This is a genomic window from Streptomyces sp. NPDC048248, from assembly GCF_043201875.1.
In the GTDB taxonomy this organism is placed as follows: domain Bacteria; phylum Actinomycetota; class Actinomycetes; order Streptomycetales; family Streptomycetaceae; genus Streptomyces.
Genome location: NZ_JBICZL010000011.1, coordinates 303,333 through 325,556, shown reverse-complemented (window position 1 = coordinate 325,556; position 22,224 = coordinate 303,333). Strand labels below are relative to the sequence as shown.

Genomic DNA, 22,224 nt, shown 5'->3' with positions numbered 1-22,224 from the left:
GCCCGCCCCGGCCCCGGGCCCGGCCCCACGCGCCCAGGGCTCAGGCGTCGCGGCAGATCAGCAGCAGCGCCCGGTCGTCGTTGACGTCCTTGGCGACGGCCTCGATCAGGTGCCAGGCGGCGCCCACGAAGCCCTCGCCGACGTAGCGGTCGGCCTCGCCGGTCAGCCGGTCGATGCCCTCGGCGATATCACGGTCGGCGGCCTCCACCAGGCCGTCGGTGAACATCATCAGCACGTCCCCGGGCCGCAGGGTTCCCTTGACCGGGTCGAACTGCGCGCCGTCGTAGACACCGAGGAGCGGGCCCTCGCCCGACTTCTCCTCCCAGCGGCCGGTGCCCGCGCTGAGCTGGAGAGCCGGCAGATGACCGGCGGAGAGCAGTTCGTAGTCCCCCGACTCCAGATCCAGGACGAGATGGATGGAGGTCGCGAAGCCCTCGTCCCAGTCCTGGCGCAGCAGATAGCCGTTGGCCGCGGGGAGGAAGGCGTGCGGCGGCAGGGAGCCGAGGAGGCCGCCGAAGGCCCCGGACAGCAGCAGCGCACGGGATGCCGCGTCCATGCCCTTGCCGGAGACATCCGTCAGCACCACTTCGAGGATGTTGCCGCCCTGGGTGCGCGAGGCCACCACGAAGTCGCCCGAGAAGGACTGGCCGCCGGCCGGGCGCAGGGCCATCTCCCGGTGCCACCCCCGGGGCAGTTCGGGGAGCTTGCTCTGGACGCGGATGCGTTCGCGCAGGTCGAAGAGCATCGTCCCGCCACGCCGCCAGGGCACCCCGACGCGGCTGCGGAACTGCGCGATCAGCAGCCCGAAGAGGCCGACCGCCGCCACGACCAGCACCGTGCCGGGGGTGACCCGGTCCGGCCCCGCGGTGTACGGGCCGAGCAGTGCCGCCTCGACGATCAGCGCGCCGGCCGATGTGGCGTACAGGGCGAGGAGGTTGGCCGGCCGCAGCAGCAGGCCGCCGGCGATGACCGGGAGCACCAGCGCGGTGGGGGCGATCCAGTCGGGGCGCCAGAGCGTGCCTGCCGCGATCGCGGGTATGGCCACGAGGAGGGCGGCCAGCGCGAGCCAGTCGGAGCCGTCGCCCCGGAAGTAGTCGACGCCGGCCTTGCGCACGCCGATGCGGGCCCGGTGCAGGCCTCTGTGCACCCGGGCCGTCAGGGGTTCCGCTCCCGGGCCGTTTGTCATTGCTCTGGGACTTTAGCCACCCGTTCGGCGGTGCGTCGATTCGCCGTACAGACCTCAGGTCAATTGCCGGGAAACCGCGTTCGAAATGCGGTCGCGCGGCCGGAGAGTGTCCTGCTAGGCATGGCGTATGACGACAGATCTGCGGGAGCTGCGCGAGGCCGAGTGGGATGGCTGGTTCGACAAGGTGGACCTCGCCTTCGGCGGCGTGCCCGAGCCGCCGGAGGGACGGGCCCTCTGGCGGGAGCGCACGGAGATCGAGCGCTCCTTCGGGGCCCGGTCGGACGGTGACTGGGTCGGCACGGCCGGGGCCTTCTCCTTCGGGCTGACGGTGCCGGGCGGGGGCCGGGTGGCGGCTGCCGGCGTCACGATGGTCACGGTCCAGCCGACGCACCGCAGACGCGGTGTGCTGCGCTCGATGATGCGCCACCAGCTGGCGGACGTCCGGGCGCGCGGTGAGTCGCTGGCGGTCCTGACGGCCTCGGAGCCCGCCATCTACGGCCGGTTCGGCTACGGCCCGGCGACGCAGGAGCTGCGGCTGGGCATCGACACGCTGCGGCTGGCGCCCCCGGACCTGCCGGGCATCGACGGCGTACACCTGCGGCTGGTGGACGCGGCGGAGGCGCTGCCCGCCTGCGAGCGGGTGTACGAGCAGCTGGTGCCGACCCGTCCGGGGATGCTCGCGCGGCAGCCGGGCTGGGAGCGGATGGGCGTGTACGACCCCGAGAGCGAACGGGAGGGCGCGGGGAAGCTCCAGTGTGTGGTGGCCGAGGTCGACGGCGTGGTGCGGGGATACGCGCGCTACGCGGTGGCCCCGGAGTGGGACCACTCCGGGCCGTGCGGGGCGGTGCGCGTCCGGCAGATCGACGCTTTGGAGCCGGTGGTGTACGCGGCGCTGTGGCGCTATCTGTTCGGGATGGACCTCACCTCGTGGGTGTCGGCGCGCGGCCGGCCCGTGGACGATCCGCTGCTGCATCTCGTGGCGGACATGCGGCGCTGCGGCATCGAGGCGCGGGAGTCGCTGTTCGTGCGGCCGGTGGAGGTGGGCGAGGCGCTGGCGGCGCGGACGTACCTCACGCCGGTGGATGTGGTGCTGGAGGTGGCGGACCCGTTCTGCCCCTGGAACGAAGGGCGTTGGCGGCTGAGCGGTGACGCCAAGGGCGCCTCCTGCGCACGCACCACCGACGCGCCCGATCTGGCCCTTTCGGTACGGGAGTTGGGCTCGGCGTACCTGGGCGGGTTCACCCTTACGTCGTTGGCGGCCGCAGGCCGGGTCCAGGAGCTGCGGCCCGGCGCGCTGCAAGCGGCGTCGGTGGCTTTCGGCTCCGATGCCGTGCCGTGGCTGCCGCACGGGTTCTAGGGCGTCCGACGCGGGGCGGCCTGCCGCGCCGGACGACTCCGCGACCGCTCAGGGCCGGTGGCCGCCCGTCGCCGGCTGGCACCCGGGGCACCAGAAGAGATTGCGGGCGGCGAGACCGGCGGTGCGGATCTCGCCGCCACAGATGTGGCACGGCGCGTCGGCGCGGCGGTAGACGTACACCTCGCCGCCGTGGTCGTCGACCCGAGGCGGGCGGCCCATGGCCTCCGGAAGGTGCTCCGGGCGGACGGTGTCGATGCGGTTGTGGCGCACGCCCTCCCGCATCAGCAGCACCAGGTCCGCCCAGAGGGCGTCCCACTCGGCGCGGGTGAGGTCGCGGCCGGGCCGGTAGGGGTCGATGCCGTGCCGGAAGAGGACCTCGGCGCGGTAGACGTTGCCGACGCCCGCGATGACCTTCTGGTCGAGCAGCAGCGCCGCGATGGTGGTGCGGCTGCGCGTGATCCGCTGCCAGGCACGCTCCCCGTCGTCCCCGGGGCGCAGCGGGTCGGGGCCGAGCCGGTCGTGTATCGCGTGCTTCTCGGCGTCGGTGATCAGCGCGCAGGTGGTGGGGCCGCGCAGATCCGCGTAGTGGCGGGAGGTGGCCAGGCGCAGCCGGACGGTGTCGGTGGGCGGCGGCGCGGGGGCGTCGCCGAAGCCGAGCTTGCCGAACAGTCCGAGGTGGATGTGGATCCAGCGGGCCGGGCCGAACCCGAGGAAGAGGTGCTTGCCGTGTGCCTCGGCGGTGTCCATGACCTGGCCGTCGACGAGCGCGGCGCCGCCGGCGAACTTTCCCTGCGGGCTGCTCGCCCTGACCGGCTCGCCCTCGAAGCGGGCCCGGTGGTCCAGCGCGAGGCGGTGGATCGTGTGCCCCTCGGGCATGCGGGTGGTCCTCCAGTGGGCGCGCCCGCCCACCCCGGCGGCCGGGGTGGGCGGGCGGTGACGGCGGTGGGCGTCAGCCCTGCGGGTGGTGGGCGGGGACGGGCGGCAGCTCGCCGGTGGTCTCGTACGCCGACAGCATGTCGATGCGGCGGGTGTGACGCTCCTCACCGGAGTACGGCGTGGCGAGGAAGGCCTCGACGAACTTCGTCGCCTCGTCCTGGGTGTGCATCCGGCCGCCGACCGAGAGGACGTTGGCGTTGTTGTGCTCGCGGCCGAGCTTGGCGGTCTCCTCGCTCCAGGCCAGCGCGGCCCGTACGCCCTTGACCTTGTTGGCGGCGATCTGCTCGCCGTTGCCGGAGCCGCCGATCACGATGCCGAGGCTGTCCGGGTCGCCCGCGGTCTTCTCCGCGGCGCGCAGGCAGAACGGGGGGTAGTCGTCCTGGGCGTCGTAGATGTGCGGACCGCAGTCGACGGGCTCGTGGCCATGGGCCTTGAGCCACTCGACGAGGTGGTTCTTGAGTTCGAAACCTGCATGGTCGGAGCCGAGATACACGCGCATGGCCATGAGTGTGGCATGACGATGTGCGGGTAGGCGCGACTGGGTCTTCCTACGGTTCTACGCATGAAACCCCTGGTCGACCTTTCGTACGCAAGCGCGTGACGTAACCGTCCAGGGTTTCATGCAACGATCCGGATTCAGACCTTCCAAACCCTGGGTTAGCGAAGATCTAATGCGGGAGTTCCATTCCGTGAACCACACAAGGACGGTGCACATGGGCGCGCACCCGCCTACCACCAAGACGGTCCCCACCACCGGAGAACCCGGTGGCGGATCGACCGGGGGCCAGCCTCAGGACGGGCTGCAGGCAGGACTCAAGAACCGCCACCTGTCGATGATCGCCATCGGCGGCGTCATCGGCGCCGGCCTCTTCGTCGGCTCCGGCGCGGGGATCTCGGCCGCCGGGCCGGGCATCCTCCTCTCCTACGCGCTGACCGGCCTGCTGGTCGTGCTGGTGATGCGGATGCTGGGCGAGATGGCCGCGGCCTCCCCCACCTCCGGATCGTTCTCCGCCTACGCGGACCGCGCGCTGGGCCGCTGGGCCGGCTTCACCATCGGCTGGCTGTACTGGTTCTTCTGGTCGGTCGTGCTGGCCGTCGAGGCGACCGCCGCCGCCGCGATCCTCACCGGCTGGGTCCCGGCCGTGCCTCAGTGGGCCTGGGCGCTGCTGGTGATGATCGTGCTGACCGGGACCAACCTCATCTCCGTCGGCTCGTTCGGCGAGTTCGAGTTCTGGTTCGCCGGCATCAAGGTCGTCGCGATCGTCGTCTTCATCGCGGTCGGCGCGCTGGCGATATTCGGGCTGCCCCCGGGCGGCGACCCGGTGGGCGTGTCGAACCTGACCGGGCAGGGCGGGTTCCTGCCGAACGGGCCGGGCGCGATCCTCTCCGGCATGCTGCTGGTGGTCTTCTCCTTCATGGGCAGCGAGATCGTCACGCTGGCGGCGAGCGAGTCGCCGAACCCGGTGCAGGCCGTCCGCAAGGCCGTCAACAGCGTCATCTGGCGTATCGCGATCTTCTACATCGGCTCGATCGCGGTGATCGTGACGCTGCTGCCGTGGAACGACCCGGCGGTGGTCAAGAGCCCGTACGTGGCGGTGCTGAAGTCGCTGGACATTCCGTACGCCGGCACGGTCATGGACGTCGTGGTGCTGACCGCGGTGCTGTCCTGTCTGAACTCCGGGCTGTACACCGCCTCCCGGATGGCGTTCTCGCTCGGTGAGCGCGGCGACGCGCCCAAGGCGTTCAAGAAGGTCAACAAGGGCGGGGTGCCCGCGGTCGCGATCTGGGCCTCGGTCGCCTTCGGCTTCATCGCGACGATCTTCAGCTACACGTCGAAGGACACCATCTTCCAGTTCCTGCTGAACTCCTCCGGCGCGGTGGCTCTGTTCGTGTGGCTGGTCATCTGCTTCTCGCAGCTGCGGATGCGCCGCGTCATCGAACGGGAGACGCCGGAGCGGCTGACGGTGCGGATGTGGCTGTACCCGTGGCTGACGTACGCGACCATCGGGATGATCGTCTTCGTCATCGGCTACATGTTCTACGACCCGGAGGGCCGGGAGCAGATGATCCTGTCGGTCGTCGCGGCGGTCGTGGTGCTGGCCATCGGCCTGCTTCTGGACCGGCGCAGGCCGCGGGACCGGGACGCGGCCGGGGCGGCCGGGACCGGCGCGCTCAAGTAGCGCGGCACGACGCAGAAGAAGGCGGGGCCCGCACCGGTCGGTGCGGGCCCCGCCTTCTTGCGCGTCAGGCGCGGCCGCGGGCGCGGCCGCCGTCGAGGGGCTCAGCCGCGGCGGCCGGCCAGCTTCCAGGCGGTGGGCAGCGCGCCCATGGCCAGCGCGGCCTTGAGGGCGTCGCCGATCAGGAACGGCACGAGGCCGACGGCCACCGCCTCGCCGAAGGGCATGCCGGTGCTCAGGGCGAGGTACGGGACGCCGACGGCGTAGATCAGGGCCGTGCCCGCGGCCATCGTCCCGGCCGTGCGCAGCACTCCGCGGTCGCCGCCGCGGCGGGCCAGCGCGCCCACGACGGTGGCGGCGAGCAGCATGCCCAGGATGTAGCCGAAGGTCGCGCCGCCCGCGCCCGAGGTACCACCGGCGAACCACGGCATGCCCGCCAGGCCCGCCAGGGCGTACAGCGCGAGGGAGAGCAGGCCGCGGCCGGCGCCGAGCGAGGCGCCGACCAGCAGGGCTGCGAAGGTCTGGCCGGTGACCGGGACCGGGGAGCCGGGAACCGGGACGGCGATCTGGGCCGCTACGCCGGTCAGCGCGGCGCCGCCGAGCACCAGCGCCGCGTCACGGACGCGCGCACGGGAGGCGGTGGCGGCGGGCAGCAGATCGGCGAGGACCGCACCGATGGGGGTCCCCCCGCGCGAAGCCTGGGGGAGGGTGAGGGCGGACTCAGTGCTCATCGGTACTCCGCGAGGTGTGAGAGGGATCCGGGACAGGACGGGACGCGACGACGTTAGTCCAGCGGGACCCCGGCGATCATCGTGTGGCGGCGACAAAGCCCAGGTGGCCCGCTTGGAGAGTTCCGAACAACCGCCACGATGCCAGGCCGTGCCGGGGCGAGGGGCGTCTTCGCAGGTCACGTGATGCTCATCACGGGCGCGCCCGATGGCAGGGTGCGGGTTTTGTGCTAGCGCGCGGCGTGCGGGGAAACTGGCAGCGCCCCGCGGAGACCTGTGGAGTTCCCCCAAAGCACCTTGCGAGCGTACGAACCCATGCACGATGCACCGACCACCTCCGGGAAGACCCCTCCCGTTGAGCGCGCCGGCGAGCGCGAGCCGCTGTCCGCGGGGCTGAAGCAGCGCCATCTGACCATGCTCGGGCTGGGCGGGGTGATCGGCGCGGGCCTGTTCGTGGGCTCCGGCGCGGGGATCGCGGTGGCCGGGCCCGGGATCGTCCTGTCGTACCTGATCGCGGGCGCCCTCGCGATGCTGGTGATGCGGATGCTGGGCGAGATGTCGGCGGCGATGCCGGCCTCCGGCGCGTTCTCGGTGCATGCGGAGCGCGCGCTGGGCCGCTGGGCCGGTTTCAGCGTGGGCTGGCTGTACTGGTTCCTGCTGGTCGTCGTGCTCGCCGTGGAGGCCACCGGCGCGGCGCAGATCGCCAACGGCTGGGTGCCTGCGGTCCCCCAGTGGGGCTGGGTCCTGATCTTCATGGTCGTCTTCACCCTCGCCAACCTGGCCGCGGTGAAGAACTTCGGCGAGTTCGAGTTCTGGTTCGCCACCCTCAAGGTCACCGCGATCGTCCTCTTCCTCGGCCTCGGTGTACTGGCCGTGCTCGGCGTGCTGCCGGACACCGACCCGGTGGGCCTTGCGAACCTCACCGGGCAGGGCGGCTTCCTGCCCAACGGCTGGTCCGGGGTGATCTCCGGCGTGCTGGCGGTGGTCTTCGCCTTCGGCGGCCTGGAGGTCGTGACCATCGCCGCCGCCGAGTCCGACGACCCGGCGCGCGCGGTCGGCCGGGCGGTGCGCAGCGCGGTCTGGCGCATCCTGTTCTTCTACGTCGGCTCGATGCTGGTCATCGTCACGCTGCTGCCCTGGTCGTCGATGGAGCCGGGCAAGAGCCCGTACGTCGCGGTGCTGGACAGCATCGGCGTGCCGGGCGCAGGACAGATCATGAACATCGTGGTCTTCGTGGCGCTGCTCTCGGCGCTGAACGCCAACCTCTACGGCTCCTCGCGGATGGTCTTCTCGCTGGCCGAGCGGGGTGAGGCGCCGCGTTCGCTGCTGAAGGTGTCGGGCGGCGGGGTGCCGCGCCGGGCCGTACTGGCCTCCGTGGCCTTCGGCTTCGTCTCGGTGCTGCTCAATCTGAAGTGGCCGGACTCGGTCTTCCTCTACATGCTCAATGCCGTCGGCGCGGTGCTGCTGTTCGTCTGGGGCCTGATCGCCGTATCCCAGCTGCGGCTGCGGCCCCGCATCGAGCGCGAGGCGCCGCACACGCTGTCCCTGCGCATGTGGGCCTTCCCCTGGCTGACCTGGGCGGCGCTGCTCGCGATGGGCGGGGTCCTGGTCCTGATGCTGACCGACGCCACCGCCCGCCCGCAGCTGCTGTGGTCGGCCGGGGCGACCGCCGTGGTGCTGCTCGTCGCGGCGGTGCGGGAACTGCGGGACCGCCGCCGCGCCGCCCACTGAGCCCGGCGCGGCGCGGGCACGGTCACCGTACGTCCCAACCGACGACCCATCGGGCACGCCAAGTAACGATCATGTCTGAATACCGAACATTCGCTGCACGACTGTTGCCCTGAGCGGACACCGGCGCTCAAACTGAGCGCGCTTCACCGAGGACCCCGGAGTTGAGCCGTCGGCAGCCCCTGAGCGACCCGCTGCCTCGCGCGGGTCCAGGGGGCCGGGCATCACCGTCGCCCTGGTCGCGGCCCCGGGAGAACGCAGTATCGCCCCGCTCCGCTCTCACCACATGGGACAGGTACGAATGAATCGGACACCCTCGTCCGCCGCGCCCACGCGCGAGCAGACCGACGCGGTCCCGGGCGCCGGCCTGGACGGCGGCTCCTCGCTCTCCAACGGCCTCAAGCAGCGCCACCTCTCGATGATCGCGCTGGGCGGTGTGATCGGTGCGGGCCTGTTCGTCGGCTCCCGCGAAGGCATTGCGGCCGCCGGCCCCTCCATCGTGCTGGCCTACGCGATATCGGGCGCCCTGGTCATGCTCGTGATGCGGATGCTCGGCGAGATGGCCGCGGCCAGCCCCGCCTCGGGTTCCTTCTCCGTGCACGCGGAACGCTCCATCGGCTCCTGGGCCGGTTTCACCGTCGGCTGGATGTTCACCGCGCTGCTGTGCGTGGCGGTGGCCGCCGAGGCGCTCGGCGCCGCCGACATCATGACGGCCTGGTTCCCCGGCACCGAGCCGTGGATGTGGGTACTGCTGTTCATGGTGATCTTCACCGGGACGAACCTGGCGGCGGTCAGCAACTTCGGCGAGTTCGAGTTCTGGTTCGCCGCGCTGAAGGTGGCCGCCATCGGCATCTTCCTGGTCCTGGGCCTGCTCGCCATCTTCGGCGTCCTGCCCGGCACGGACGCGCCGGGTGCCGCGCACCTCACCGGTGACGGCGGCTTCCTGCCCAAGGGCGTCGACGGCCTGATGGTCGGCCTGCTGGCCTCGGTCTTCGCCTACGGCGGGCTGGAGACGGTGACCATCGCGGCCGCCGAGTCCAAGGACCCGGTCCGCGGCGTGGCCGGCGCGGTGCGCACCGCGATGTGGCGCATCGCCCTCTTCTACGTCGGCTCGATGGCGATCATCGTCACCGTGATCCCGTGGAACAACGCCTCGATCGCCGAGCACGGCCCGTATGTCGCGGTGCTGAACTACCTGCACATCCCGGCCGCCGGCCAGATCATGAACGTGGTCATCCTGGTGGCCCTGCTGTCCGCGATGAACGCCAACATCTACGGCTCGTCCCGGATGGCGTACTCGCTGACCTTCCGCGGCCAGGGGCCGAGGTTCCTCAACAAGGTGAGCGGCGGGGTGCCGCGCCGCGCGGTGCTCCTCTGCTCCGCGTTCGGCTTCCTCGCGGTCCTCTTCAGCTTCTGGTGGCCCACCACGGTCTTCCAGTGGCTGCTCAACATGGTCGGCGCGGCCGTCCTCGTCGTCTGGGGCTTCATCGCGGTGGCCCAGCTGCGGATGCGCCGCCGGCTGGAGCGCGAGGCGCCCGAGAAGCTCGTCGTGAAGATGTGGGCCTTCCCCGTCCTGACCTGGGTCGCGCTCGCCGGTATCGCCGCCGTCCTGCTGCTGATGCTGCGCGACGACAACCAGCGCATCCAGCTGCTGTTCACGGCCGGTTTCGGCGTGGCGCTGGCCGTCGTCGGCCTGGTGCGGCAGCGGGCGCTGCGCAAGAACGCGGGAACGGAGCCGGCCAAGGGCTGACCCCGGCCGATCCACGACGCCTCCCGGCGCAAGGCGGGGCGGGACCTCCTTCCGAGGTCCCGCCCCGCCTCCTTCTTTGGGACCGGGTCCCGGCCCATGACCGGCCGATGATCACTCCTGCTGGTAGCGTGCTCCTGCACATCGCATGCAATAAGAAGTCGTAAGCAGTTGGAGAGGCTGGGCATGGCCACCTACACACTTCCGGAACTTCCGTACGACTACTCGGCGCTGGCCCCGGTCATCAGCCCCGAGATCATCGAGCTGCATCACGACAAGCACCACGCGGCGTACGTGAAGGGCGCGAACGACACCCTGGAGCAGCTCGCCGAGGCGCGCGACAAGGAGCAGTGGGGCGGTATCAACGGCCTGGAGAAGAACCTCGCGTTCCACCTCTCCGGCCACATCCTGCACAGCATCTACTGGCACAACATGACCGGTGACGGCGGCGGCGAGCCGCTGGAGAAGGACGGCGTGGGCGAGCTGGCCGACGCCATCGCCGAGAGCTTCGGCTCGTTCGCGGGCTTCAAGGCCCAGCTGACCAAGGCGGCGGCCACCACACAGGGCTCCGGCTGGGGCGTCCTGGCCTTCGAGCCGGTCAGCGGCCGGCTGATCGTCGAGCAGATCTACGACCACCAGGGGAACGTCGGCCAGGGCTCGGTGCCGATCCTGGTCTTCGACGCCTGGGAGCACGCCTTCTACCTGCAGTACAAGAACCAGAAGGTCGACTTCATCGAGGCGATGTGGCAGGTCGTCAACTGGCAGGACGTCGCCAAGCGGTACGCGTCCGCCAAGCTCCGCGCGAACACCCTGCTCCTGGCGCCGTAGCGCCGCCGCGGCGTTCCGCCGCCACGGACGTCCTGCCTCGTGATCGTCTTCTCAACCTTCACCCGGCAGGCGGAGAAAAGGCGAGGCCCCACGAGGACGTGACTCGTGGGGCCTCGCCCGTACCCGTCGGCTTCGGGGCTTCGAGCTTCGGGGCTTCGGGTCAGTCGAAGATCGGGCCCTGGGTGCGGGTGCGCTTGATCTCGTAGAAGCCGGGGATGGACGCGACCATGATCGTGCCGTCCCAGAGCTTGGCGGCCTCCGCGCCCTTGGGGGCCGGGGTGACGACCGGGCCGAAGAAGGCGATCTGCTCGCCGTCGGAGCCGGGGACGGCGATGACCGGGGTGCCGACCTCCTGACCGACGAGGTCGATGCCCTCCGTGTGGGAGGCGCGCAGCTGCTTGTCGTAGGCGTCGGAGTCCGCGGCGTCGGCCAGGCTCGCCGGGAGGCCGGCCTCCGCCAGGGCGTCCAGGATGGTCTCGCGGTTGCGTTCCCTTCCCTCGTTGTGGAAGCGGGTGCCGAGCGCCGTGTAGAGCGCGCCGAGCACCTCGCTGCCGTGCTCCTGCTCCGCGGCGATGCAGACCCGGACCGGGCCCCAGGCGGTCCGCAGCAGTTCGCGGTATTCGTCGGGCAGCTCGTCCAGCCGGTTCTCGTTGAGTACCGCCAGGCTCATGACGTGCCAGCGCACCTCCACCGGGCGGACCTTCTCCACCTCCAGCATCCAGCGGGAGGTCATCCAGGCCCAGGGGCACAGCGGGTCGAACCAGAAATCTGCCGGGGTCTTGGCCGTCTCGGACACGTCGTCTCCTTGTGCGCGTCGCACTGCTTGTTCCGTCAACGCTTCAACCCCCGCCTGCCATGCCATGATTCCCGTGTTCGATATTCGAGACGAGGACAAGGGAGTCACGTCGTGCCAGGTGAGAATCTGTCCCGGGACGAGGCCCGTGAGCGGGGCCGGCTGCTGAGTGTCGACGGGTACGACGTGGCGCTGGATGTCCGGTCAGCGGTGGACAGCGGCCTCGACGCCGCGACCTTCCGCTCCCGCACGACCGTGCGTTTCCGCTGCGCCGAGCCGGGCGCCTCGACCTTCGCTGACCTGCTCGCGCCCTCGGTTGCCTCCGTCACCCTCAACGGCCGGGAGCTGGACCCCGCCGCGGTCTTCGACGGCACGCGGATCGCGCTCGAGGGGCTCGCCGCGGACAACACGCTCGTCGTCGACGCACGGTGCGCGTACAGCCGGACCGGCGAGGGGCTGCACCGCTTCGTCGACCCGGAGGACGGCGAGGTGTACCTCTACACCCAGTACGAACCGGCCGATGCCCGCCGGGTCTTCGCCAACTTCGAACAGCCCGATCTGAAGGCGCCGTTCACCTTCGAGGTCACCGCCCCGGAGGGCTGGACGGTCCTCAGCAACGGCGCGGAGGAAGGGCGGCCCGAGGGCGGCCGGCACCGGTTCGCGACGACCCGGCCGATCTCGACGTACATCACCGCGGTCGTCGCCGGCCCCTACCACTACGTCTCCGACCGCTACCGCCGCACCTTCGAGGACGGCACCGAGCTGGAGATTCCGCTGGGCGCGCTGTGCCGCAAGGGGCTGGCGAAGCACTTCGACGCGGAGGACATCTTCACCGTCACCAAGCAGGGGCTGGACTTCTTCCACGAGCACTTCGACTACCCGTACCCCTTCGGGAAGTACGACCAGGCGTTCGTACCGGAGTACAACCTCGGCGCGATGGAGAACCCGGGGTGTGTGACGTTCCGCGAGGAGTTCATCTTCCGCGGCAAGGTGACCGCCGCGTCCTACGAGGGCCGGGCCAACGTCATCCTGCACGAGATGGCGCACATGTGGTTCGGCGACCTGGTCACCATGCGGTGGTGGGACGACCTGTGGCTCAAGGAGTCGTTCGCGGACTTCATGGGCGCGTTCTCGCTGGTGGAGGCGACGCGCTTCCGCGACGGCTGGATCACCTTCGCCAACCGCCGCAAGACGTGGGCCTACCGCGCCGACCAACTGCCCTCCACCCACCCGGTCACCGCGGACATCCGTGACCTGGAGGACGCCAAGCTCAACTTCGACGGGATCACCTACGCCAAGGGCGCTTCGGTGCTCAAGCAGCTGGTGGCGTACGCGGGGCGGGAGGCGTTCCTGGAGGGCGCGCGGCGCTACTTCAAGCGCCACGCGTACGGCAACACCGAGCTGAACGACCTGCTGTCGGTGCTGGAGGAGACCTCCGGGCGGGACATGGCGGCCTGGTCGCGCGCCTGGCTGGAGACGGCCGGCGTCAACTCCCTCACGCCGCAGGCCACCTACGACGCGCAGGGCCGGATCACCGAGCTGAGCATCCTCCAGGAGGCGGCGCCCTCGCACCCCGAGCTGCGGCCACACCGGGTCGGGGTGGGCCTCTACCGGCGCCAGGACGCGACCGGAGGTCTGGTGCGCTTCGCGCACACCGAGGTGGATGTCTCCGGGCCCCGCACCGCCGTACCCCAGCTGGCCGGCGCGGAGCGGCCCGAGGTGATCCTGGTCAACGACGAGGACCTCACCTACTGCAAGATCCGTTTCGACGAGGGTTCGCTGGCCACCCTGCGGGCCCGGCTCGGCGAGATCGCCGACCCGCTCGCGCGCGCCCTGTGCTGGTCGGCGATGTGGAACATGACCCGCGACGCGCTGATGCCGGCCCGCGACTACCTGGGGTCGGTGCTGCGGTTCGCGGGCCGGGAGAGCGACATCGGCGTGCTGCAGTCGCTGCACGGCCAGGCCCGTACGGCGCTGGAGCACTACACCGCGCCGGACCGCCGCGAGAGCGCCGGCCGTGAGCTGGCCGAGGGTGCGGTGCGCGAACTGCGGCTGGCCGAGCCCGGCAGCGGCCACCAGCTGGCCTGGGCCCGGCATTTCGCCTCGGTCGCCTCGACCCCGGCCGATCTTCAGCTGCTGCAGGGCCTGGTCGACGGGACAGCGAAGATCGACGGCCTGGAGGTGGACCAGGAGCTGCGCTGGACGTTCCTGGCGCAGCTGGCCTCGCACGGCGTCGCGGACGAGGCCGCGATCGACGCGGAGCTGGCCCGCGACGACACCGCCTCCGGCAAGCGCCACCAGGTGCGCTGCCTGGCCGCACGGCCGTCAGCCGAGGTCAAGGCCGCGGCGTGGGCGGAGGTGGTCGAGTCCGACACCCTGTCGAACGCGCTGGTGGAGGCGACCATCAGCGGCTTCGCGCAGCTCGGGCAGCAGGAGTTGCTGGCGCCGTACACCCCGCGCTACTTCGAGATGATCGAGCGGGTGTGGCGGGAGCGGTCCATCGAGATCGCGATGGCCGTGGTGCGCGGGCTGTTCCCCGCCTGGCAGGTGGAGCAGCGAACGCTGGACGCCGCGGACGCCTGGCTGTCGGAGCATGCCGCGGCGGCTCCGGCGCTGCGCCGGCTGGTCCTGGAGGAGCGGGACGATCTGGCCCGGGCACTGCGCGGACAGGCTTGTGACGCGGCGGCGGCGCCCAGGCCGTAACCCCCGAGCCGACCAGCCCCTTTCGGCACTCGAACGCCCGTACTTTAGGGCGGGGTTGTCCGGGTTGTGCCACGGGCGTGTAACAGCGGTTAGGGGGCGGTTCGGGAGCGGGAATGGCCGGGTCATGAACCACGACACCCCGCTCTCCCCGCTCCCCCTCCGCCACCTCTTCGACGCCCGGTGCCGGGTGCTGACCTCCCGCCGGCTGCGTGAGCACGGCGTCGCGACGGCGGAGATCACCGAACGGTGCCGTCCCGGCGGCCCCTGGCAGCAGCTGCTGCCCGGTGTCCACCTGCTGCACCCGGGGCCGCCGACCGAGGAGGAGCGCCTGCACGCCGTCCTGCTGTACGCCGCGCAGCGCGGGCCGACCGTGCCCAGCCAGGCCGGACCGGCCCCGGAGACGCCGGAGGCGATGATCACCGGTCTGGCGGCGCTCGCCCTGCACGGCTTCTCCGCCGCTCCGCCGCTGTCGTCCCTGGACCGGATCGAGGTCCTGGTGGGCCGGACCCGGCGGCTGCGCTCGACCGGTTTCGCGCTGATCGTGCGGGCGCAGGAGATGCCGGTGCCCGAGGAGGTCCGCGGGGTGCTCACCGCTCCGGTCCCCCGCGCCCTCGCGGACGCGGTGGGCCGGCTGACCGACGCCTCGGCGGTGCGCCGCCTGCTGACCGAGGCGGTGCGCGGCGGGCACTGCGAGGCGGCCGCTGTGGTGCGGGAGTTGACCCGGGCACGGCTGCTGACCCGGCCGCACGTGGTGGACGCGGTGGACACCCTGCTGGCCGAGGGCCGGGCGCTGGCCGAGCAACGGCTGTACGCCATGGTGCACACGCACGGCCTGCCCGACCCGCTGTGGAACGTCGATCTGCGGCTGCCGGGCGGGCCGCACCTGGGGGGCGTGGACGCGTTCTGGCCGGAGCACGCGGTCGCCCTGGAGATCGACACCCGGGCCTCGCGCCCGGAGGAGGACCCGCTGCGTTCGCCCTACGACCGCAAGCGGGAGCATCTGGAGCGGCTGGGCATCACCGTCGTGCGCTGCGCACCGCGCACCCTGCGGGAGGCGCCGGAGCAGCAGGCCGCGGTGATCCGTACGGCGCTGATGGCGGCGACCGACCGGGAGCCGAGCGCGTATGTGGTGGTGCTGCCGCGGTAGCGGCCGGGGGCCCGGTTCAGCCGCGCTTGAGGAGCAGTTCGACGTTGCGGTCGGCCGGGGTGCCTGCGAGGTCGGTGCGGCCCGCGGGAGCGTTGCAGGACAGCTCGCGGTACAGGGCGGCGAGGCCGGTCTGGGAGAGGTCGGTGAAGTCTGTGCGGTGCGGGGCGGCCGACTCGACCAGGGTGGTGAACAGCGACAGGGTGCCGTCGTGGTTGTCCACCAGCTCGATGACCCGGGCCAGCTGCGGGAAGTCGATGTGCGAGGCGGTGGAGATCTCCCAGAAGCTGCCGTGCGGGGTGATGTCGTTCTTGTGGCTGTGGCCGTTGATCCAGCCGACCACGCTCGGGTGGCGGGCCAGCAGCTCGACGAGTTCGTCGCCGCCGTGGCGGCGCTCGTGGGGGCGGGCGGGGTCGGGGCGGGTGTTGTTCATGGTCTTGCCGGTGTGGTGGCTGAAGATCAGGACGTGTGCGTTCGCGTGCTTCTCGTTGTCCTTCAGGGTCTGCTCCAGCCAGCGCAGCTGACCCTCGCCGACGGAGCCGGTGTAGTGGCCGCCGGGGTCGGTGGTGTCCAGGCTGATGCCGAGGACGTCGTCGGAGACCGGGAAGCTGTAGTAGAGGCGGTCCTCGGCGAGGTGGTCGGCGGTGTAGCCGTGGCCGTGCGGGCCGGGGCCGGTGTACGCCGGGTCGAGGTGCGCCTTGAGGTACTCCGCCCGGGTGAAGGGGGCGCGCCGCTCGTCGGGGGTGACCGGCCGCGACTTCTTGGCCTGCGACCTCAGCAGCTCCTTGAAGTCCTCGCCGCGGGGGTCCAGGCCGTCCTTGACCGCCTTCCACGCCCGCCCGGCCTCCGCCGCGGGGAGCGTCTCCAGCTTGCGGCCGCCGGTGGCGATCTCGGTGAAGAAGGGGTCGCCCGGGGCGTAGCAGCCACCCGGCAGCGAGTCGTGGTTGCCGACCGTGGAGTACCAGGGCATCCGCAGTCCGGGGCTGTGGACGGTGCGGATGGCGGCGTCGAGGAAGCCGTCGAGCTGCGGGAAGCCGCGCTGCTTGTCGGAGTCGCGCAGGGCGCTGTCCGGCTGCCAGTACAGCGGCAGCCCGCTGTCCTGGACGCCTTCGTAGCGGCGCGGGGACCCGGAGTTGGGGGTGATCCGGCCGCCGCTCATCACCGTCAGGAACCAGTCCAGTTCGAGGCGCGAGTTGTTGTCGGTGTTGTCGCCCGTGGTCATGACGAAGGACAGCGGGGCGCCGGTGGCGGGGCCGCCCGGCAGCGCGTTGACCCGCTCGATCAGCGAGATCACCCCGGCCACCGACAGCGCCTCCTGGGGCCGCCAGGCGCTGGCGGTCTCCGAGCGCAGGTATTCGTAGCGCAGCGGGCTCTGCACATCGACCAGGTGCAGGTCGGTGAACTGCACGAACGACGCCAGCTCGGTGCGGCGCTCCGCGCGCCCGCCGTGTGCCGGGGCGAGATCGGCGCGGACGACCCGGTCCCAGCCGGGGCCGTCGCCGAGCCGGCGGTAGCCGCCGCTGCCGCGGGGGGTGGCGACGTTGCCGAGGGTGGTGCCGCGGGCGTACGGCACGCGCGGTACCGCCGGGGCCTGGACGGGTTCGGGGGCGGCGGGGGCGGGCCCCGGGGGGACGGTGGCGGCCGCGGCGGGCCGGTCGCCGCCGACGCCCAGGGTGAGGCCGAGCCCGGTGGCGGCGCCGACGGCGCCGGTTGCGGCGAGGAAGGTACGGCGGTCGAGGGTGGCGGCGGCGGACCGGATACGGGACATGCGCGAACTCCCCGGGTGCGAACGCGTAGACGGCCGGGCAGCGCAACTGCCCTGTCACCAGGGATGTTTGGCAGCCGGGGTGACGCGCGCGTGAACGGCACCGCAACGCCGTCCGCCCATCACCGCACAGGGGCCTCGGCGCCGGGAAGCCGTCATCGTCCTCTGGCCGCGGGGGCGGGTGACGGTCACCGGGTGTTCATCCGGCGGGGTAGCGGGACCATGATCGGCGCCACCGGCCACGCCACCGACGGCCCCGCCGACCGCAGCCGTCGGCGCCGGGACATGCCCCACCCGGCGGAGTGAGGAGCGGCACACCGCGGGCCCGCCCCACCCGGTCCGCCGGAGTGTGTCCGGCCGCGCCCCGGACACCCCGATACCGCCGCTTTCGCCTGCGGTGCGGCACTCTTGAGGGACGGGAAACCCCCCGCGCGGTGCGGTCCGCCGGGCTCCTCGGCGTGGAACGGACGCTCCACGTAGTGGAACGGATTGGACAACGCGACGGGGGTCACACACATGATGGGAGCGCTTCTGAGCAGGTGTTCCCAGCAGACACCGGATGTCAGGTTAGGAAGAAGGAGTCCCATGAGGATCGGAATCGTCGGAGCCACCGGACAGGTCGGCGGCGTGATGCGCGGCATTCTCGCCGAGCGGAACTTCCCGGTCGAGCAGCTTCGCCTGTTCGCTTCGGCCCGGTCCGCCGGACGCACGCTGCCCTGGCAGGACACCGAGATCACCGTCGAGGACGCGGCCACCGCCGACTACTCGGGGCTGGACATCGTGCTCTTCTCCGCGGGCGGCGCGACGTCCAAGGCGCTGGCGGAGAAGGTCGCCGCCGCCGGCCCCGTCGTGATCGACAACTCCTCGGCCTGGCGTCGTGACCCCCAGGTGCCGCTGGTCGTCTCCGAGGTCAACCCCTCGGCGATCACCGACCGCCCCAAGGGCATCATCGCCAACCCGAACTGCACCACGATGGCCGCCATGCCGGTGCTGCGCCCGCTGCACGACGAGGCCGGTCTGCTCTCGATCGTCGTCTCCACCTACCAGGCGGTGTCCGGCAGCGGTCTCGCCGGTGTGGCGGAGCTGGACAGCCAGGCCCGCAAGGTCATCGACCAGGACGCGACCAAGCTGACGCACAGCGGCGCGGCGGTGGAGTTCCCCGAGCCGGACAACTACGTCCGCCCGATCGCCTTCAATGTGCTGCCGATGGCCGGCTCCATCGTCGACGACGGTCTGAACGAGACCGACGAGGAGCAAAAGCTCCGCAACGAGAGCCGCAAGATCCTGGACATCCCGGAGCTGAAGGTCTCGGGCACCTGCGTGCGCGTGCCGGTCTTCACCGGCCACTCGCTCCAGATCAACGCCCGGTTCGCGCGCCCGGTCAGCGCGGCCCGCGCCCAGGAGCTGCTGGCCGGCGCCCCCGGCGTCAGCATCTCCGAGGTCCCCACCCCGCTGCAGGCGGCGGGCCAGGACGCGTCCTTCGTCGGCCGTATCCGCGAGGACGAGACGGTCGAGAACGGCCTCGCGCTGTTCGTCTCCAACGACAACCTCCGCAAGGGCGCGGCGCTGAACGCCGTCCAGATCGCGGAGCTGGTGGCTGCGGAGCTGCGCGGCTGATCCGCCCCGCGGCCCGGACATGACAGGGCGGGGGGGGGGGGGGGGGGGGGGGGGCCGCCCCCCCCGCCCCCGCGCGGGGGGGGGGGGCGCGGGGCCCCCCCCCCCCCCCCCGCCCTGTTCGCGCCCGGGTGCTCAGAGCGCCAGGTGGCGGCGCAGCGCCACGTCGATCTCCGCCATGCGCTGCCGTGGGACCACCCCGACCTTTTGACGTATCCGCTCGGGAGTGACGGAGCGGACCTGCTCGCACTGGGCCTTGGAATCCTTGGGCAGACGGCACTCGTCGGCGGGCAGGAGGACCTGGAACGAGAGCACGCGCGAGGTGTTCGACGTCAGGGGAATCACCGTGACCACGCCGCGGCCGTTGAACTGAACCGACTGGTTGGCGCCGTTGTTGGAGACGATCACAGCCGGGCGGACCTTGTTGGCCTCACTGCCGCGGGCGGGCTCCAGGTCGATCATGTAGACGTCACCACGCCTCATGGGTGAGTCCGTCCCCGCTCGCGCGATCCCACAGCTCGGCGTCCTCGCTCGCGTCCCACTCCGCGAATGCCTCGGTGTACTCCGCCTCCAGGTCCCCGGCACGCAGCATCTCGATGGCGGCGTGTATCACCGCGGACCGCGACTCGGCCTCGGTTCTCTTCGCGTACTCGTCGACGAACGCGAGATCCTCCGGAGGCAGGCTCACACTGATCTTCATACCCCGATGCTACCGAGCTTCCCACCATCGCGCCACCGTGGATATTGCCCCTCGTTCACCCGACACCACGTGGAAGGATGGCCGAAGAGTCCGATCCGGAAATGACCCCTGCGAAGGAGATGAACGGGTGCCTGGCACGAATCTGACCCGCGACGAGGCGCAGCAGCGCGCGCGGCTGCTGACCGTGGATGCGTACGAGATCGATCTCGACCTCTCCGGCGCGCAGGAAGGCGGCACGTACCGGTCCGTGACGACGGTGCGCTTCGACGCCGCCGAGGCGGGCGCGGAATCGTTCATCGACCTGGTCGCCCCCACCGTGCACGAGGTGGTCCTCAACGGCCGGGCGCTGGATCCGGCCGAGGTGTTCGAGGACTCACGCATCGCCCTCGCGGGACTGCGGGCGGGCGGCAACGAGCTGACGGTCGTCGCGGACTGCGCGTACACCAACACCGGCGAGGGGCTGCACCGCTTCGTCGACCCGGTGGACGAGCAGGCTTACCTCTACACGCAGTTCGAGGTCCCGGATGCCCGCCGGGTGTTCGCGAGCTTCGAGCAGCCGGACCTGAAGGCGACGTTCCGGTTCACCGTGAAGGCGCCGGAGGGCTGGACGGTGATCTCCAACTCGCCGACGCCCGAGCCGGAGGGCACGGTGTGGCGCTTCGCGCCGACGCCGCGGATCTCCACCTACATCACGGCGCTCATCGCCGGGCCGTACCACAGCGTGCACAGCACCTGGGAGGGCGACGGGCGGTCGGTGCCGCTGGGCATCTACTGCCGGCCCTCGCTGGCCGAACACCTCGACGCGGAGGAGATCTTCGCCGTCACCCGGCAGGGCTTCGACTGGTTCCAGGACAAGTTCGACTACCCCTACCCGTTCGCGAAGTACGACCAGCTCCTCGTGCCGGAGTTCAACGCGGGCGCGATGGAGAACGCCGGCGCGGTCACCATCCGCGACCAGTACGTCTTCCGCTCGAAGGTCACCGACGCGGCCTACGAGGGGCGCGCCGAGACCATCCTGCACGAGCTGGCGCACATGTGGTTCGGCGACCTGGTCACCATGGAGTGGTGGAACGACCTCTGGCTGAACGAGTCGTTCGCCACCTACACCTCGATCGCCTGCCAGGCGTACGCGCCGGGCTCGAAGTGGCCGCACGCCTGGACGTCGTTCGCGAACTCCATGAAGACCTGGGCGTACCGGCAGGACCAGCTGCCGTCCACCCACCCGATCATGGCCGAGATCCGCGACCTGGACGATGTGCTCGTCAACTTCGACGGCATCACCTATGCCAAGGGCGCCTCGGTGCTCAAGCAGCTCGTCGCGTACGTCGGCATGGACGAGTTCTTCACGGGCGTGCAGACGTACTTCAAGGCGCACGCGTTCAAGAACACCCGGCTGAGCGATCTGCTGGGAGCGCTGGAGGAGACCAGCGGCCGCGACCTCAAGACCTGGTCGAAGAAGTGGCTGCAGACCGCCGGGATCAACATCCTGCGCCCGGAGATCGAGGTGGACGCGAACGGCCACGTCACCTCCTTCGCGGTGCGCCAGGAGGCGCCCGCGCTGCCGGCCGGCGCCACCGGCGAGCCGGTGCTGCGCCCGCACCGCATCGCGATCGGCTGCTACGACCTCCAGGACGGCAAGCTCGTCCGCACCAGCCGGATCGAGCTGGACGTGGACGGCGAACTGACGAAGGTGCCGTTCCCCGCGAACACCCCGCGGCCCGCCGTCCTCCTGCTCAACGACGACGACCTGACCTACGCCAAGGTCCGCCTGGACGAGGAGTCGCTGAAGGTCGTCACCGAGCACCTCGGCGACTTCACCGAGTCGCTGCCGCGCGCCCTGTCCTGGGCGTCCGCCTGGGACATGACGCGGGACGGCGAACTGGCCACCCGTGACTACCTCGCGCTGGTGCGCTCCGGCATCGGCAAGGAGTCGGACATCGGTGTCGTCCAGTCGCTGCACCGCCAGGTGAAGCTGGCGCTGGAGCTGTACGCGGCGCCGGAGTGGCGTGAGACGGGCCTGGCGGAGTGGACCCAGGAGGCCCTCGAACAGCTGCGGGCGGCGGCGCCGGGCAGCGACCACCAGCTGGCGTGGGCCCGCGCGTTCGCCGCCACGGCCCGCACCGCCGAGCAGCTGGACCTGCTGCAGGGCCTGCTGGACGGCACGCAGGAGCTGGCCGGGCTCGCCGTGGACACCGAGCTGCGCTGGTCGCTGCTGCAGCGGCTGGCCGCCACGGGCCGGGCCGACGAGAAGGCCATCGCGGCCGAGCTGGAGCGCGATCGGACCTCGGCGGGCGAGCGGCACGCGGCGACGGCGCGCGCGGCACGGCCGTCGGCCGGGGCGAAGGCCGAGGCATGGGCCTCGGTGGTGGAGTCCGACAAGCTCCCCAACTCCCTCCAGGAGGCCGTCATCGGCGGCTTCGTGCAGACCGACCAGCGGGAGCTGCTGGCGCCCTACACCGCGCGGTACTTCGACGCCGTCAAGGACGTCTGGAACTCCCGGAGCCATGAGATGGCGCAGCAGATCGCGGTGGGCCTCTACCCGGCGCTGCAGGTCTCGCAGGAGACCCTGGACGCGACGGACGCCTGGCTGGCCTCCGCCGAGCCGAGCGCCGCGCTGCGCCGGCTGGTGACGGAGTCCCGTGCGGGCGTCGAGCGCGCGCTGAAGGCGCGGGCGGCGGACGCGGCAGCCGGCTGACGCCACCGCGCATCGCACGAGGGGCGCCCGGGACCGAAGGGTCCCGGGCGCCCCTGTGCGTGGCGGGTGCGCCGGTCGTCACCAGCGGGTGAAAACGCCCGGCGGACGGGCGTCGTGCGCAGC

At 71.6% G+C, this 22,224-nt stretch carries 17 protein-coding genes; 9 read left to right on the top strand and 8 right to left on the bottom strand.

What is annotated here, in order from left to right:
* Positions 1-40: 40 nt before the first annotated feature.
* Positions 41-1,186 (bottom strand): PP2C family protein-serine/threonine phosphatase, encoded by a 1,146-nt coding sequence (locus ACGFZW_RS25505; RefSeq protein ID WP_393895535.1) that lies wholly within the window; start codon positions 1,184-1,186, stop codon positions 41-43.
* Between the two features lie 127 nt (positions 1,187-1,313).
* Here ACGFZW_RS25505 and ACGFZW_RS25500 point away from each other — a divergent pair, with 127 nt between their 5' ends.
* Positions 1,314-2,543 (top strand): GNAT family N-acetyltransferase, encoded by a 1,230-nt coding sequence (locus tag ACGFZW_RS25500; RefSeq protein ID WP_393895534.1) that lies wholly within the window; start codon positions 1,314-1,316, stop codon positions 2,541-2,543.
* A 48-nt stretch (positions 2,544-2,591) separates the two neighbouring features.
* On the opposite strand, the gene ACGFZW_RS25495 is transcribed toward ACGFZW_RS25500, so the two are convergent.
* Together ACGFZW_RS25495 and ACGFZW_RS25490 are read right to left on the bottom strand one after the other, a co-directional pair.
* Positions 2,592-3,419 carry an Fpg/Nei family DNA glycosylase gene (locus ACGFZW_RS25495; protein WP_393895533.1) on the bottom strand — a complete coding sequence of 276 codons (828 nt, stop codon included), beginning with the start codon at positions 3,417-3,419 and terminating at the stop codon, positions 2,592-2,594.
* A gap of 73 nt (positions 3,420-3,492) precedes the next feature.
* Complete coding sequence (locus tag ACGFZW_RS25490; protein ID WP_393895532.1) at positions 3,493-3,978, bottom strand: ribose-5-phosphate isomerase; 486 nt, start codon at positions 3,976-3,978, stop codon at positions 3,493-3,495.
* A 214-nt stretch (positions 3,979-4,192) separates the two neighbouring features.
* Between ACGFZW_RS25490 and ACGFZW_RS25485 the strand changes: the two genes are divergently transcribed.
* Positions 4,193-5,659: an amino acid permease gene (locus ACGFZW_RS25485; protein ID WP_393895531.1), complete on the top strand. Its 1,467-nt coding sequence runs from the start codon at positions 4,193-4,195 to the stop codon at positions 5,657-5,659.
* Positions 5,660-5,760: 101 nt separating this feature from the next.
* Here the strand turns inward: ACGFZW_RS25485 and ACGFZW_RS25480 are convergent, their stop codons facing one another.
* Positions 5,761-6,387 (bottom strand): biotin transporter BioY, encoded by a 627-nt coding sequence (locus ACGFZW_RS25480; protein WP_393895530.1) that lies wholly within the window; start codon positions 6,385-6,387, stop codon positions 5,761-5,763.
* Between the two features lie 312 nt (positions 6,388-6,699).
* On the opposite strand from ACGFZW_RS25480, the gene ACGFZW_RS25475 reads away from it, so the two are divergent.
* From ACGFZW_RS25475 to ACGFZW_RS25465, 3 genes are all read left to right on the top strand, one after another.
* Positions 6,700-8,115: an amino acid permease gene (locus ACGFZW_RS25475; protein WP_393895529.1), complete on the top strand. Its 1,416-nt coding sequence runs from the start codon at positions 6,700-6,702 to the stop codon at positions 8,113-8,115.
* Between the two features lie 298 nt (positions 8,116-8,413).
* The gene (locus tag ACGFZW_RS25470; RefSeq protein WP_393895528.1) at positions 8,414-9,862 is read left to right on the top strand and encodes an amino acid permease; all 1,449 of its coding nucleotides are present in this window, start codon (positions 8,414-8,416) and stop codon (positions 9,860-9,862) included.
* Positions 9,863-10,045: 183 nt separating this feature from the next.
* On the top strand, positions 10,046-10,687 hold the full coding sequence (locus tag ACGFZW_RS25465; RefSeq protein WP_393895527.1) for a superoxide dismutase: 642 nt from the start codon (positions 10,046-10,048) through the stop codon (positions 10,685-10,687).
* Between the two features lie 160 nt (positions 10,688-10,847).
* Here the strand turns inward: ACGFZW_RS25465 and ACGFZW_RS25460 are convergent, their stop codons facing one another.
* Positions 10,848-11,483: a DsbA family protein gene (locus ACGFZW_RS25460; protein WP_393895526.1), complete on the bottom strand. Its 636-nt coding sequence runs from the start codon at positions 11,481-11,483 to the stop codon at positions 10,848-10,850.
* Between the two features lie 111 nt (positions 11,484-11,594).
* Between ACGFZW_RS25460 and pepN (ACGFZW_RS25455) the strand changes: the two genes are divergently transcribed.
* On the top strand, positions 11,595-14,183 hold the full coding sequence (pepN, locus tag ACGFZW_RS25455; RefSeq protein ID WP_393895525.1) for an aminopeptidase N: 2,589 nt from the start codon (positions 11,595-11,597) through the stop codon (positions 14,181-14,183).
* A 124-nt stretch (positions 14,184-14,307) separates the two neighbouring features.
* Entirely contained in the window at positions 14,308-15,330 is a 1,023-nt protein-coding gene (locus tag ACGFZW_RS25450) for a hypothetical protein (RefSeq protein ID WP_393895524.1), read from the top strand.
* Positions 15,331-15,346: 16 nt separating this feature from the next.
* Here the strand turns inward: ACGFZW_RS25450 and ACGFZW_RS25445 are convergent, their stop codons facing one another.
* Entirely contained in the window at positions 15,347-17,095 is a 1,749-nt protein-coding gene (locus ACGFZW_RS25445) for a TIGR03767 family metallophosphoesterase (RefSeq protein ID WP_393895523.1), read from the bottom strand.
* Between the two features lie 582 nt (positions 17,096-17,677).
* Between ACGFZW_RS25445 and ACGFZW_RS25440 the strand changes: the two genes are divergently transcribed.
* Positions 17,678-18,709: an aspartate-semialdehyde dehydrogenase gene (locus ACGFZW_RS25440; protein WP_393895522.1), complete on the top strand. Its 1,032-nt coding sequence runs from the start codon at positions 17,678-17,680 to the stop codon at positions 18,707-18,709.
* Between the two features lie 132 nt (positions 18,710-18,841).
* Here ACGFZW_RS25440 and ACGFZW_RS25435 read toward each other — a convergent pair whose 3' ends face one another.
* Complete coding sequence (locus tag ACGFZW_RS25435) at positions 18,842-19,189, bottom strand: type II toxin-antitoxin system PemK/MazF family toxin (RefSeq protein WP_393895521.1); 348 nt, start codon at positions 19,187-19,189, stop codon at positions 18,842-18,844.
* Positions 19,176-19,406, bottom strand: a complete 231-nt coding sequence (locus ACGFZW_RS25430; RefSeq protein ID WP_393895520.1) for a ribbon-helix-helix domain-containing protein — start codon at positions 19,404-19,406, stop codon at positions 19,176-19,178. Before ACGFZW_RS25430 ends, ACGFZW_RS25435 begins: the two co-directional genes overlap by 14 nt.
* A 127-nt stretch (positions 19,407-19,533) precedes the next feature.
* On the opposite strand from ACGFZW_RS25430, the gene pepN (ACGFZW_RS25425) reads away from it, so the two are divergent.
* Complete coding sequence (gene pepN, locus ACGFZW_RS25425; RefSeq protein ID WP_393895519.1) at positions 19,534-22,101, top strand: aminopeptidase N; 2,568 nt, start codon at positions 19,534-19,536, stop codon at positions 22,099-22,101.
* Positions 22,102-22,224: the final 123 nt, after the last annotated feature.